Raw genomic sequence first — 13004 nt, 5'->3', positions numbered from 1 at the left:
TCGCTTACAGGTTCTGGTAATTCGGTCCCGAGCCGCCTTCCGGCGTCACCCAGTTGATGATCTGATAGGGGTCCTTGATGTCGCAGGTCTTGCAGTGCACGCAGTTGGCCGCGTTGATCTGCAGGCGCTTGCCAGCCTCGTCGTCGACGATTTCGTAGACATTCGCCGGACAGAAGCGGGTGCAGGGGTTGCCGTATTCCTCCGCGCACTGGGTGACGCAGACCGAGGTATCGGCCACGTGCAGATGGATCGGCTGGTCCTCGTCGTGTTCGGTGGCGGCGAAGTAGACGCCGGCGAGGCGGTCGCGCGGGGCCAGCGTGCGTTGCACGTAGTCGCGTTTCGGCTCCTCCTGCGCGCCCAGCTTGTGCAGTGACGACCAGTCGGCCTTGTTCTTCAGCGTCCACGGCGAGCCGCCGCCGGTGATGGTTTCCCAGGCGGCGTTCAACATGCCGAACCACAGGCCCTTCTTGAACGCAGGCTTGATGTTGCGGACTTTCTTCAACTCCGCCATCACCTCGGAGCCGCGCAGCTTCGCGTCGAAGCCGGCAGATTTCAGCTCGTTCGCAACCAGGTGTTCGGCGGCGAGCATGCCGCTCCTGATCGCCTGATGCGTACCCTTGATCTTGGGCACGTTGAGCAGGCCGGCGGTGTCGCCGATCAGCAGCGCGCCCGGCATCTCGGTTTTCGGCAGCGACTGATAGCCGCCGGTGACGATCGCGCGCGCGCCGGCCGAAAGGATGCTGCCGCCGTCCAGCAGCGATTTCATCATCGGGTGGTTCTTCCATTGCTGGAAGGCTTCCCACGGCTGGTAGTTCGGGTCGCTGTAATCGAGCCCGCTGACGTAGCCGAGCGCGATACGATCCTGGTCCAGGTGATACAGGAAGCTGCCGCCGTAGGTGTGGCTGTCCGCCGGCCAGCCGAAGCTGTGCACGATCTTGCCCGGCGTCACGCGCCCGGTCGGCACCTGCCACAGCTCCTTGATGCCGATCGAGTAACCCTGCGGATCGCTGTCCCGGTCCAGCTTGAAGCGCTTGATCAGCTGCTTGGTCAGGCTGCCGCGCGCGCCTTCGGCCAACACGGTGACCTTGGCCTTGATGTCGATGCCTTCGGTGTAGCCGGGCTTGTGCGTGCCGTCCTTCGCCACGCCCATGTCGCCGATGCGCACGCCGGCGACCGAACCGTCCTCGTTGTGGATGGTGTCGGCGGCGGCGAAGCCGGGGAACACATCCACCCCCAGCGCCTCGGCCTGCGGCGCCAGCCACGCGCACATCGCGCCCAGCGAGACGATGAAGTTGCCGTGGTTGTGCATGCCCGGGGGCACCGGCAGCTTGCGGCCACCGGTCTTGCTGAGCAGCCAGAATTCGTCTTCGCCAGCCGGCACGCAAATAGGCGGTGGCCGGTCGCGCCAGCCGGGCAGCAGCGCATCCAGCGGCTGCGGCTCGATCACCGCACCGGAGAGGATCTGCGCGCCGATGGTCGAGGCTTTCTCGATCACGCAGACACTGACATCAGGCTGCAGTTGCTTGAGGCGGATCGCGAACGACAGCCCGGCCGGCCCGGCACCGACGACGACGATGTCGTATTCCATTGTTTCGCGTTCGCTCATGGCGGACTCCAAGCATCGCAGTAAGGCGGGCACGGTAAGCAGGCAGATGCCGTGCGTGAGGGTATGGACCAGGCGGCCATTGTCCGGTTTCACGTGCCGCGCGGCAACGCGTGTTGCGCTACCGCTTGCAATCGTTTCACCAGACGCGGTGATAATCCGGACACCTGCTGGGAGTTTTCATGAATTCGATGCCGCCGATCGCCGATCTGGACCTGCGCCGAGCTTCGTTGTGCCAGCTGTTGCATTGGTTGGCGGTGGGGCGCGTGCAGCCGCAGGCACTGGCGGATGCCTACCAGCAGGCGATCGAACGGCTCAATCCCGAACTCAACGCTTATGTGGATCAGCGTTCGGGGTTGCTGCAGGAGCAGGCACACATGGCGGATCGACGCCGCCGAGACGGCGTGATCGGGCGGCTCGACGGCATTCCGCTGGCGTTGAAGGACAATTTCGACATGGCCGGGTGGCCGACCCGTGCCGGTCTGCCTGGCCGCAACAAGCCAGCGCGCGATGACGCGCATGTGGTGGCGCGGCTGCGTGCATCCGGCGCGGTGCTGGTGGGCAAGACCAATATGGATGAGGGTGCGCTGGGCGCGACTACCAACAACCCGCATTTCGGCGCGACGCACAATCCGCACCGGCACGGCTACACGGCCGGCGGCTCCTCCGGAGGTGCTGCGGCAGCCGTGGCGGCAGGTCTGGCTGTGGCGGCGGTCGGATCGGACAGCCTGGGTTCCATCCGCATCCCGGCCAGTTACTGCGGTGTCTACGCGCTCAAGCCGACGCATGGCGAGATTTCCGCGCGCGGTCTGGTGCCGGCGGCACGGCGACTCGATGCGGTCGGTTTGCTCGCGCGCAGTGCGGATGACCTCACCGTGCTGCTGCAGGTGCTGGCCGGCTACGACGCGGATGATGCGCGCTCGCGCCGCCGCCGGGTCGCGTTCGCGCTGCCGGACTGGGAGCCGGGCAATCTGCGCACCGGCCTGCTGCCGGATCTGGCGGCGGTCGGCGTGCAGTCGGAGGTGATCGAAGTGTTCGAGGCGGCCCTGGCCAAGCTGCCGCATGCGCTCGGCGATCGGCGCACGGTGGATTTCGCCGACTGGGATTTCGCGCGCACCCGCCGTGCCGGCCTGTTGCTGATGGAGGCCGAGATGCTCGGCACCTTCGCTGCCGACCTGGCCAATGGCGAGCCTCCGGTGTCCGCGGGCTTCCGCGGCATGCTCGGTTACGCGGCGACCAAGAGCGCGGCTGACTATGCCGTGGCGGATCGCGTGCTCGATGCGGCGGCCCTGAAGATGCGCCGGTTGTTCGCCCAGGTCGACGTGCTGGTGCTGCCGACCACGCCGCAGGGTGCGTTTCCGCTGGATGGGCCGGTGCCCGATTCACAGGCCGACCTGACCAGCTTCGCCAGTCTCGCCGGTTGCCCGGCCGTCAGCCTGCCGATGGGCATGCTGCCCAGCGGATTGCCGATCGGCCTGCAACTGGTCGGCGCACGTGGTTCCGACTTGCGTCTGCTGGAACTGGCATCGGTGTGTGCGGCGACGCTGGACGTCGATCCGGTCTATCCGGTGCTTGCCTGATCGAGAGGGGATGCCTCGCCGCAGCCGGTATCGCTTGGATTGCCCCGTGCCGGCGGCGATAATGCAAGCCTTTCCCCGCAAGGCAGTTCCGTGATGACCGAGAAGACCGTACTCAACGCCACCCATCGTGCGCTTGGCGCGCGGATGGTCGATTTCGGCGGCTGGGACATGCCGATCAACTACGGCTCGCAGATCGAGGAGCATCATGCGGTGCGCCGCGACGCCGGCATGTTCGACGTCTCGCACATGACGGTGATCGACCTGCACGGTGCGCGCACGCGGGAGTTCCTGCGCCATCTGCTGGCCAACAGCGTCGACAAGCTGAAGGTCACTGGCAAGGCGCTGTACTCCTGCATGCTCAACGAACAGGGCGGCGTGATCGACGACCTGATCGTCTACTTCTTCGATGAGGCGCACTTCCGGCTGGTGGTCAATGCATCCACCCGGGTGAAGGATCTGGCGTGGATCGAGCGGCAGGCGCAGGCGTTCGGCGTGGAGGTGAAGGAGCGCCCGGATTTCGCGATGATCGCGGTGCAGGGGCCCGGCGCCCGCGCGAAAGTGCTCGGCCTGCTGCACGAGGTCGACCGTGCGCGCATCGAGAAGCTGGGCAAGTTCGCCGCCGCCGCCGCCCAGGGGCCGCACGGCATGCCGCTGTTTGTCGCGCGTACCGGCTATACCGGCGAGGATGGTTTCGAGATCATCGTGCCGAACGAACACGCCGTTGCCTTGTGGGAGGCGCTTGCCACGAGCGGCGTCGCACCCGCCGGCCTCGGCGCGCGCGACACGCTGCGGCTGGAGGCCGGCATGAATCTCTATGGCCAGGACATGGACGAGACGGTATCGCCATGGGAGGCGAACCTGGGCTGGACGATCGCGCTGGACGAGGGCCGCGCCTTCATCGGCCGTGCCGCACTGGAGCAGCAGAAGGCGACCGGTGTGCCGCGCGTGATGGTCGGACTGGTGCTGGACGACAAGGGCGTGTTGCGCCACGGCCAGAAGGTGCTTACCGCCAACGGCGAGGGCGAAATCCTGTCCGGCAGTTTTGCGCCGACCCTCAACAAGGCGGTGGCGTTCGCACGCATTCCGGCGGGGGTGGCGGGCGACGTACGCGTCGACATCCGCGGCCGCGAAGTGCCGGTGCGGCTGGTCAAGTATCCGTTCGTGCGCGACGGCAAGCCCTGCGAAGGGATTTGAGCGAGCTGCTGCCACGTTGTCATCCATGACACGTTTTTCCCCGCGGTGGATGTGGCTAGAATCGCCGCTTGCACCTTCAACTGAACACAACGACTGGACCCGATCATGAGCGAGATTCCTGGCGATCTGAAATTCCTCAAGTCCCACGAGTGGGCCCGCGCCGAAGACGACGGTCTGGTTCGCGTGGGTATTTCCGACCATGCGCAAGGTCAGCTCGGTGACCTGGTATATGTCGAGCTGCCGGAAATAGGTTCGGCGGTGAAGGCGGGTACGGGCGCTGCCGTGGTGGAGTCGGTGAAAGCCGCCTCGGACATCTACTCGCCGGTTTCCGGCGAGGTCGTCGAGGTCAACGAGCTGCTCAACGACAAGCCGGAAACCATCAACGAAGATGCTTATGGCGAAGGCTGGATCTTCCTGGTGCGCCCGAGTGATCGTGCAGAGCTCGACGAACTGCTCGATGCGAACGAATACGAAGAGCTGGTAGAGAACGACGACCACTGACGCCGACAACAAGGTTGTCTGATGTTACCGGCCGCCAAGTGCGGCCGGTAACGTTTCAGGACGACGCATTCCATGCATGCGGGCCGCGCATGCACGACATGAATCTGCCGCGTGATCGCTGCGAATCGATACATCCGCGATGCCAGACTTGCATCATGTCTTTCCAGTGCGATTCCCCTGGCGCATGTGCGCCAGGCATGCCGGCTCGGCATGGCCATCGCGAAGGGATATATGCGCTGGCTGTCCGAACGGTGGATGCCTCGGGTATGTGCGTTGATGCTCCAGGATGGGTTCGCCGAACCCGGCAGACGACGCTTTGTGTCGTTGTCCGGGCGCATGAGCAGCTCGCTCCAGTCGTGTCCCGTTCATCTGGAAAACAAGCGGCGGGCGCATTGAAAACATGGTTGGCTGCGAACGCTTTGCGATAAATTTCAATTTCCGATGTATCGCTTGATATTTTGTGAAAAGCCTTGATGCATAAGGGTTCTGAGGGTTATGTCGTTATTGCATTGATTTTCATATGGACGTATGGATGTCCATATGAATGTTCTTGACATCTTTCAAAAGCGTTGCCGCGACAGGGTTCTCGTCGGGTTGGGGGTGATGAAGCGGTTTGATTTCTTGACTAAAATCAATTGACAGCTGAAATCTTCAGGGATAGCTTTCGCAACAGATCACGGGGAACGCGCTTTATGGCGACAACGAAATTCATCAAGCCGTATATCGAACACGGTGAAAAGGCCAATGCAGTACGCAAGATCACTGTCTCGATTCCGCTGCATGTTTTGCGGCGGCTTTCCGATTTGCGCACCCACCGTCAAGTGAACAATCTTCGGCACGCTACCAACAGCGACTTGTTGGTTGAGGCGTTCCTGCACGCTTTTACTGGGCAACCACTGCCAACTGATGAGGAGCTGAGACGAACCATGGCCACTGCCAAGAAATCCGCCGCAAAGAAACCGGCCGCCAAGAAGGCCGCCAAGAAAGCCACCGTGAAGAAGGTTGCCGCCAAGAAGCCGGCCGCCAAGAAAGCTGCCGTGAAGAAGGTTGCCGCCAAGAAGCCGGCCGCCAAGAAAGCTGCTGCCAAGAAGCCGGCGGCCGCCAAGAAAGTTGCCGTAAAGAAGGTTGCTGCGAAGAAGGTTGCCGCCAAGAAGCCGGCCGCCAAGAAAGCTGCGCCGGCCAAGGTGGTGAAGGCCACCAAGACCGCCAAGAAGTAAGCAACACGCAATACGCGACACGTACCATCCAACAAGAAACGCAATCGACTTCTCTCCCCGCGGTGCCCAGCGCGGGGAGAGTACTTCGAGAAGACTTCGTCCCGGCCTGGCCGGGACGCTTCGTTTCCGGGGTCGAAAATCTCCCGCCATGATGATTGCGTGCCGCTGCGCCGACCGCGTTGGCCGGTGTTGTCATGCGTAGCGTCTTTGCTTAAGTGTGCCGCATGGACGTCCGGGGGCAAATTTCGAGTCGTGCCGTGAAATCACGCACGATTTGCCGTGCCGGGCTATTGGGGTTACCTTTTGCACATCCGCGCCGCGGTGAGTCCGGGGACTCGTCGCTCCTGGATCGACAGGGGGAAAAAGCGCGGGTATCTGTCGACACTCAGCGAGAGACCATGGATACCCGATACTTACTAGATACGCGCCGGCATGCGCGAGGTGCCATCAGGCCCCTGGTCATTGCCATCATTGCCATCATCGGCCTGCTTGCCGTGGCCGCTTGGTTCCTTATCATCAAGCCGCATCAGGAACTGATCATGGCGGATTCGGGGGGGCATCCGTCCACGCCGGTGTCCGCCGCGACGCGGGCAGCGCCACCACCGCCGGTGAATGTGGCGGCGATGGACGTCAACCAGCTGCTGATCGAGGCGCGTACCGCCATGAACCAGCAGCGTTACCTGGCCCCGGCCGGGAACAACGCCTTCGAATTCTACTTGCGGGTGCTGGTCAAGGATCCCGGCAACAAGGTCGCTTCGGATGCCTTGCGCGAGACGTTCCCGTTTGCAGCCAACTCGGCCGAGCAGTCGATCAATTCGCGTGACTTCAATGAAGCGCAGCGCCAGATTGATCTGCTGGCCAAGGCGGATCCGACCAACTTCACGCTGACCATCCTGCGTTCCAAGCTGGACGCCCAGCGCAAGACGCTGGACAAGGAGCAGCAACTGGCGCTCGATCAGCAGAAGAGCCAGCAGCAGGCCGCACAAAAGGCGGCTGCCGAAAAACTGGCTGCGGATCAGCTCGCCGAACAGCAGAAGGCACAGGCGGCCGAGCAGCAGAAAGAAAGGCCGACACACTCCACGCAGCCTGCGGGCCAGTCGGCAGGCACGGCGACCAAGCCTGCAGCAGGTGCCGAGGCGACCGCTGCGACTGGCAGTGCCACCGGCGGCGAGACCAGCGATGCCGTACTGGTCAAGGGCGCGGCACCGGATTACCCGCCATCGGCGTTGCGAGCGCATGAAAGTGGCTGGGTCGTGGTGTCGTTTTCGATCAGACCCGATGGGAAAACCGATGACATCCACGTGGTCGATGCGCAGCCTCGTCGGGTCTTCGATCGTGCAGCGATGGATACGGTGCGTCGGTATCAGTTCAAGCCGGCGATGAAGGATGGCGTTGCAGTGTCCACGACGCGCCAGTTGAAGATCGAGTTCAACCTCTGATTTAACTACACGGACGGAAACGGCGCATGCTTGCATGCGCCGTTTCCGTGTTGCGGAGTTGCAGGCGCCGAATCGTGCCTAGCTATGGAGTTTTCGAGCCAGGTCAGTTCTGGCGGCGTGTGATGCGGCGTTTCTTCTTGGGAATGGTCTTGCCTGGCGAGGGAGCGGTGCTCTCGATGCCGGCCCAGTCGACGTGAGGCAACCCGAGCAGGCCGTCAAACACCATCGGCATCAGCCCGCTCGGCGTCGGACCGGTCGAATTCCACATGGTGACTACGCCGGCATGGTATTTCGGAAAGAAACCGATCATGGTGCGGTAACCGGCGACGGCGCCGGCGTGAAAGACCAGGGTTTCCCCAGCGTACTGGTACACCCTCCAGCCCAGCGCATATTGCGCAGCGCTCAGCCTCGCGCTACGCCATGGAGTGGCGTGCAGTTCGGTGGGCGTGGCAATTCCGGGCGCATGCAATACATCGAGCAGTGATGTGGGCAGCACGTCCTGGCGTCCGCCCATTTGCGCGATCAGCCATTTTTCCATGTCGTGCAGGCTGGCGTTGACCCCGGCGGCGGGTGCCACGCGGTAATACGTTTCGCTGGGCTCGAACGGCACCCAGCCATGCCCGGCGGCCCGATGCGGACGTGCCCAGCTCTGGCTGGATTCCAGCGCGGCGCGACCATAGCTCGCCGTGGCCATGCCCAACGGGTAGAAGATGCGCTTGTCGACCAGGTGGTAGAAGAAATCGCCGGTGCGCGCGAGTACCACGTCTCCGATCATCCCGAACGCGACGTTCTGGTAGCCGTAGCACTGGCCCACGCCGCAGACCAGGTTGACTTCGTCCAGTTTTCGGACGAGCTCTTCGTAGGGAATGTCGCCCTCGAGCATGTTGTCGTAGGTGTTGTGCGGCAGGCCGAGTCGCTGCCCCAGGATGTCGCTTACGGTAGCTTCCGAAGCGGCCTGCATATCCTTGAGCTTGAAATACGGCAGCACATCGACCAGCTTGGTGTCCCAGCTGAGTTTGCCATCGTCCACCAGCAGGCCGGTGATTGCAGTTGCGAAGGCCTTGGACAGCGAGGCGAGCCGGAACACGGTATCCGCGGTCACCGGTTGTTGAGTGGCGGCATCGGCGTAACCGACCGTACGCTCGAACACCACCTTGTCGTTGACCACCACAGCCGTGGCCAGTCCGGCGACGGCATTGCGTTCGGCGAGCTGATCCAGCCAGCGCTGATAATCGGCCAAAGTGCTCTGGATGCGTGCTGGCGGTAGCGTCTGCGTGGTGGCGACAGCCCTGTTGACCGGAGCGATCACCGAAGTGCTCGCGCAGACTGGCAGGCAGATCAACCCAAGCACGCCCGCGATCACTGGAAAGAGCTTGCGAAACGGCATGGTATTCTGGCGAGGTTCCGGCGCGGGGATGCGTCGCAGGGTGGAGAATGTACCGATGGGTCTGATCATTGTTCTGGTTGTTGTCGTTCTGATTGTCTTGTACTTCGTGTCGATCTACAACGGACTGGTTACTTCGCGGAATGGTTACAAGAATGCTTTTGCTCAGATCGACGTGCAGCTGACCCGCCGACATGATCTGATTCCCAACCTGGTGGAGACGGCCAAGGGTTACCTCGCGCATGAACGCGGTACCCTGGAAGAGGTCGTACAGGCCCGCAACGCGGCAGTCAGTGGTTTGGCCGGTGCCAAGGCCAACCCGGGTGATCCGGGTGCGATGCAGCAGCTTGCCGGCAGCGAAAATGCTTTGACACAAAGTCTGGGGCGTTTGTTCGCGCTCAGCGAGGCTTATCCGGATCTGAAGGCCAACCAGACCATGATGCAACTCTCCGAGGAACTGACCTCGACCGAGAACCGGGTGGCGTTTGCGCGGCAGGCCTATAACGATTCCGTGCTGACCTACAACAACAGTCGCGAAGTGTTTCCGGCGTCGTTCGTGGCGAACAGCTATGGTTTCGCCGCCGCCGAGCCGTTGAAAGTCGAGGATCCGGCCGTACGCGACGTGCCGAAGGTTTCCTTCAGCTGATCGTCGGCGCCATCGCGATGTAGGTCGCGCTGATCTCTCCTGGGGGACTCGATGGATTTCTTTGCCCAACAGGCGCACGTGCGCCGCAGCACCCGGTTTCTGGTGCTGCTGTTCGTGCTGGCGGTGCTTCTGATCGTCGCCGCGACTGACGTGGTGGTGGTGATGACATGGTTCATCTGGGGTCACCATCATCGTCTGAGTCCGTCGGTCTGGGTCATCAGCAGCATCGTGGTCGTGGGCTTCATCGCGCTGTGCTCGATGTATCGCATCCAGAGCCTGTCGGGGGGAGGCCAGTCGGTGGCCGAAAGTGTCGGCGCCGTGCCTGTATCCCCGGATACCAATGACCCGCAGCTGCGCCAATTGCGCAACGTGATCGAGGAAGTGGCGATCGCTTCCGGCTTGCCGGTGCCGGATATCTACCTGATGCAAGACGAGCACGGCATCAATGCATTCGCTGCCGGGTACTCACCATCCGACGCAGCGATATGCGTGACTCAGGGTTGCATCGATCAGCTGAGCCGTGACGAGTTGCAAGGGGTGATCGCACACGAATTCAGCCACGTGCTGAATGGCGATATGCGGCTCAACATCCGTCTGATGGGGCTGCTGTTCGGCATCATGGTGCTGGCGATCATCGGCCGTCAGATGATGTGGGTCGGTGGTGGTCGCAGTGGTCGCCTGAGTGGCGATGACGGCAGGCAGGGGCTGATCGCACTGGCATTGCTCGGGATTGGCTACACCGGTTTCTTCTTCGGACGGCTGATCCAGGCAGGTGTGGCGCGTTCACGCGAATCGCTGGCTGATGCTTCAGCGGTTCAGTTCACGCGCCAGACTGCCGGCATCGCCGGTGCGCTGAAAAAAATCGCGGTCCTCGACGAGGGTTCCGCATTGCAGGCGGGCAACCGGCACGAAGTGGCGCACATGTTGTTCGGCGAGGCCGATGACACGTACGACGCGTGGTATGCCACCCATCCGCCGCTGCGGGAGCGAATCCGGATATTGGAGCCCGGTTTCCAGAATGAGGAATTGGTGCAGCTGGCGCAGTCCCTGAGAAATGCGTCGGTGGCTCGCGAGGCCGTAAGTGCCGACACCAGCGGGCCGCCCATGTCGGCTGCGTCCGGCGCTGCTCTGCTGCAGCAGGCCAGTGCAACCGGCACACCGGCCGCATCGGCGCAGCCAAGCCAGGCGGGTGCAGGGAGTTTCGAGCATGCAGCTGCCTTGCAGCAGAGCATCCCGGCCACGCTGACGAACGCGACGCAGCAGCCGGAGTCGGCATTGCCGTTGGTATTGGCTCTGGCCATGTCGGCGCATGACGATCTGCGGGCACAGCAGCGACGGACGATTGCCAATGCATTTGGCGACGATCTGCAATACGCCGTGACTTCTCTTGCCGGGCAGATAGAGGCGCTGTCTCCCGTCGTGCGCATGCCACTGGTCGCACTTTCCTTTCCGGCACTCAAGCAGCTGCCGCAAGGGCGTCAACAGACCCTGTTGACCACCCTGGAAGCGCTGGTCGGCATGGACAGCAAGGTCGATCTGGACGAGTACTGCCTTGCCCGTCTGCTGCGCGTGCAGTTGCTGGAGGCGATGCGACCACGCCGGGCACCGGTGGACGGCCAGAAGAAGTTGCCCGCATGCCGCGACAGCGTGATGTTGGTCTGCGCCGTGGTTGCCGCTCACGGCAGTACCGATGATGCCGCCGCAAGGCGTGCATGGCTGCTGGCGATGGATCAGGCATTTCCAGGCCAGGCGCCGACCTGGCAAACACCATCGCTGGACTGGCAGCAGCCATTTGAGCGGGCGCTGGATGATCTGGACGGCTTGATGCCTGCCGCGAAAGAGATCGTGATACTGAGCCTGCTCCGTGCGATCCGGGCCGATGGCGTGATCAAGGCGGCAGAGACCGAACTGCTGCGGGTAATCTGCGCCAGTCTGCACTGTCCGCTGCCACCGCAGTCAGACATTCAGGCTGGCTAGAGCTCAAACGTGGCCAAAGATTCAGTCTGCCGGCGCGCACGACCGCGTAAGGATTGGCGCATTGGCGTCGTAGCTGTTCATGGGTTTGCCAGCCTCGCTGGATGTGTCATGGACGCGTGCTAGTCTGGCCGCGTCCCACGCTGGATGTGCCCGTGAGTTTGCCCCGTCAAGCCGTTGTGGAACAAGCCTCCGCGCCGATGTTGTCCGCGCTGGCGTTCTTTTTCGTGATGACGTCGTACTACATCGTGCGACCGGTGAGAGATCAGCTGAGCGGGGCAGTTGGTTCATCGTCGCTGCCGCTGTTCTACGGTGCGGTCCTCGTGGTGATGCTGCTGCTGACGCCGGTGTTCGGCATGCTGGTGGCGCGTTTCCCGCGCAGGCAACTGCTTGGCTGGAGCTACAGCTTCTTCATCGTGTGCCTGCTTGTCTTCGTGCCGGCCTTCATGGCACAGGACCGCATCGGTGCACGTACGCTGGGCGTGATCTTTTTTGTCTGGGTCAGTGTGTTCAACCTGTTCGTGGTGTCGCTGTTCTGGAGCTTCATGGCCGACATCTTCTCCAGCGGCCAGGCCCGCATGGTCTTCTCGCTGATTGCGCTGGGCGGCATGGCCGGGGCGATCTTCGGCCCGCTGGTGACCAAGCTGCTGGTGCAGCTGATTGGCGTAGCACCGTTGCTGGTCGTTTCTGCATTGGCATTGGGTATGTCGCTGGTGCTGCTGTTGCGGCTTTCCGCACAGCATGATCGGCAGCCTGGTAGTCGCGGCGAAGAGGCGATCGGTGGCTCGCTGTGGGCTGGCATCAAGGAGCTGTGGTCGCGTCCGTTCCTTCGCTACATGGCCTTGTTGATGCTGTTTGGTGATGGCATCGGCACACTGGCTTATGCGCTCGTCGCCGATTACGCCAAAATGCATTTCACCAGCGCAATCGCGCGCACGGAGTTCTACAACGATCTGGATCTGGCAACCAACTTGTTCGGGGCATCGCTGCAACTGACCTTGACCCCGGTATTGCTTGTGCGGCGCGGGGCCGGCTGGGGTCTGGTGCTGCCGGCTCTGGTCAATGTCGTGCTGCTGCTGGTGGCGGCCGTGTGCGGCGGTGGCAGTTTGTTGCTGTTTGGCTGTCAGGTGCCGTTGCTTGCGCTGATGCTGGTCATGACACGCGGCTTCGCCTATGGCATGACCAAGCCGGCAGTCGATGCGCTGTATACGCGGGTGCCGCGCGAGACGCGATACAAGGGCAAGAATTTCGTCGAGACGGCGGTATGGCGCTTCGGCGACGTGGTGGTGACCGGCGCTGTGAGTGGCCTGCGCCTGCTGGGCTGGGGTATTGGCGGCATGGCCTTGCTGGGTGCAGGGGTCGCCGCATTGGCGGCTGTCGTGGCACGGCGGGCGGGCTGGTCACACGACCTGATGCCAGACGAACATGCGCGGGTCGCAACTGACGAACCGTCATCAGCGTGATCC

General features: G+C 62.9%; 10 protein-coding genes. 8 read left to right on the top strand and 2 right to left on the bottom strand.

The features are described 5' to 3' along the window. Positions 1–4: 4 nt before the first annotated feature. The gene (locus B0E46_RS02160) at positions 5–1606 is read right to left on the bottom strand and encodes an electron transfer flavoprotein-ubiquinone oxidoreductase (protein ID WP_077554028.1); all 1602 of its coding nucleotides are present in this window, start codon (positions 1604–1606) and stop codon (positions 5–7) included. A 179-nt stretch (positions 1607–1785) separates the two neighbouring features. Between B0E46_RS02160 and B0E46_RS02155 the strand changes: the two genes are divergently transcribed. The 5 genes from B0E46_RS02155 to B0E46_RS02135 all read left to right on the top strand — a co-directional run bounded on the left by B0E46_RS02155 (position 1786) and on the right by B0E46_RS02135 (position 7534). Then, a complete protein-coding gene (locus B0E46_RS02155; RefSeq protein WP_077554027.1) occupies positions 1786–3183 on the top strand; it encodes an amidase in 1398 nt (465 codons plus the stop codon). Between the two features lie 93 nt (positions 3184–3276). Continuing rightward, complete coding sequence (gcvT, locus tag B0E46_RS02150; protein WP_077554026.1) at positions 3277–4377, top strand: glycine cleavage system aminomethyltransferase GcvT; 1101 nt, start codon at positions 3277–3279, stop codon at positions 4375–4377. A gap of 105 nt (positions 4378–4482) precedes the next feature. After that, positions 4483–4878 (top strand): glycine cleavage system protein GcvH, encoded by a 396-nt coding sequence (gcvH, locus tag B0E46_RS02145; RefSeq protein WP_077554025.1) that lies wholly within the window; start codon positions 4483–4485, stop codon positions 4876–4878. 692 nt (positions 4879–5570) lie between these two features. Then, on the top strand, positions 5571–6095 hold the full coding sequence (gene metJ, locus B0E46_RS18040; protein ID WP_077554024.1) for a met regulon transcriptional regulator MetJ: 525 nt from the start codon (positions 5571–5573) through the stop codon (positions 6093–6095). Between the two features lie 398 nt (positions 6096–6493). Then, positions 6494–7534, top strand: coding sequence for an energy transducer TonB (locus tag B0E46_RS02135; RefSeq protein ID WP_077554023.1), 1041 nt, complete (start codon positions 6494–6496; stop codon positions 7532–7534). A 103-nt stretch (positions 7535–7637) separates the two neighbouring features. On the opposite strand, the gene B0E46_RS02130 is transcribed toward B0E46_RS02135, so the two are convergent. Next, positions 7638–8921 (bottom strand): serine hydrolase domain-containing protein, encoded by a 1284-nt coding sequence (locus tag B0E46_RS02130; protein WP_077554022.1) that lies wholly within the window; start codon positions 8919–8921, stop codon positions 7638–7640. 55 nt (positions 8922–8976) lie between these two features. On the opposite strand from B0E46_RS02130, the gene B0E46_RS02125 reads away from it, so the two are divergent. From B0E46_RS02125 to B0E46_RS02115, 3 genes are all read left to right on the top strand, one after another. After that, entirely contained in the window at positions 8977–9564 is a 588-nt protein-coding gene (locus B0E46_RS02125) for a LemA family protein (RefSeq protein ID WP_077554021.1), read from the top strand. 51 nt (positions 9565–9615) lie between these two features. Then, positions 9616–11541 (top strand): M48 family metallopeptidase, encoded by a 1926-nt coding sequence (locus B0E46_RS02120; protein ID WP_077554020.1) that lies wholly within the window; start codon positions 9616–9618, stop codon positions 11539–11541. Positions 11542–11738: 197 nt separating this feature from the next. Beyond that, positions 11739–13001 carry an MFS transporter gene (locus B0E46_RS02115; RefSeq protein WP_077554019.1) on the top strand — a complete coding sequence of 421 codons (1263 nt, stop codon included), beginning with the start codon at positions 11739–11741 and terminating at the stop codon, positions 12999–13001. The last annotated feature ends 3 nt before the right edge of the window (positions 13002–13004 follow it).

Origin of the sequence: Rhodanobacter sp. B04 (genome assembly GCF_002001125.1) — a bacterium.
In the GTDB taxonomy this organism is placed as follows: domain Bacteria; phylum Pseudomonadota; class Gammaproteobacteria; order Xanthomonadales; family Rhodanobacteraceae; genus Rhodanobacter.
Note: the sequence above shows the minus strand (reverse complement) of the source record. Positions and strands in the feature narration are given on the sequence as shown.

Excerpts from the sequence above, each read along its gene's own strand:
- metJ (WP_077554024.1), top strand. The coding sequence starts at position 5,571 with ATGGCGACAACGAAATTCATCAAGCCGTATATCGAACACGGTGAAAAG.
- B0E46_RS02135 (WP_077554023.1), top strand. The coding sequence starts at position 6,494 with ATGGATACCCGATACTTACTAGATACGCGCCGGCATGCGCGAGGTGCC.
- gcvH (WP_077554025.1), top strand. The coding sequence starts at position 4,483 with ATGAGCGAGATTCCTGGCGATCTGAAATTCCTCAAGTCCCACGAGTGG.
- B0E46_RS02160 (WP_077554028.1), bottom strand. The coding sequence starts at position 1,606 with ATGAGCGAACGCGAAACAATGGAATACGACATCGTCGTCGTCGGTGCC.
- gcvT (WP_077554026.1), top strand. The coding sequence starts at position 3,277 with ATGACCGAGAAGACCGTACTCAACGCCACCCATCGTGCGCTTGGCGCG.
- B0E46_RS02125 (WP_077554021.1), top strand. The coding sequence starts at position 8,977 with ATGGGTCTGATCATTGTTCTGGTTGTTGTCGTTCTGATTGTCTTGTAC.
- B0E46_RS02130 (WP_077554022.1), bottom strand. The coding sequence starts at position 8,921 with ATGCCGTTTCGCAAGCTCTTTCCAGTGATCGCGGGCGTGCTTGGGTTG.
- B0E46_RS02155 (WP_077554027.1), top strand. The coding sequence starts at position 1,786 with ATGAATTCGATGCCGCCGATCGCCGATCTGGACCTGCGCCGAGCTTCG.
- B0E46_RS02120 (WP_077554020.1), top strand. The coding sequence starts at position 9,616 with ATGGATTTCTTTGCCCAACAGGCGCACGTGCGCCGCAGCACCCGGTTT.
- B0E46_RS02115 (WP_077554019.1), top strand. The coding sequence starts at position 11,739 with ATGTTGTCCGCGCTGGCGTTCTTTTTCGTGATGACGTCGTACTACATC.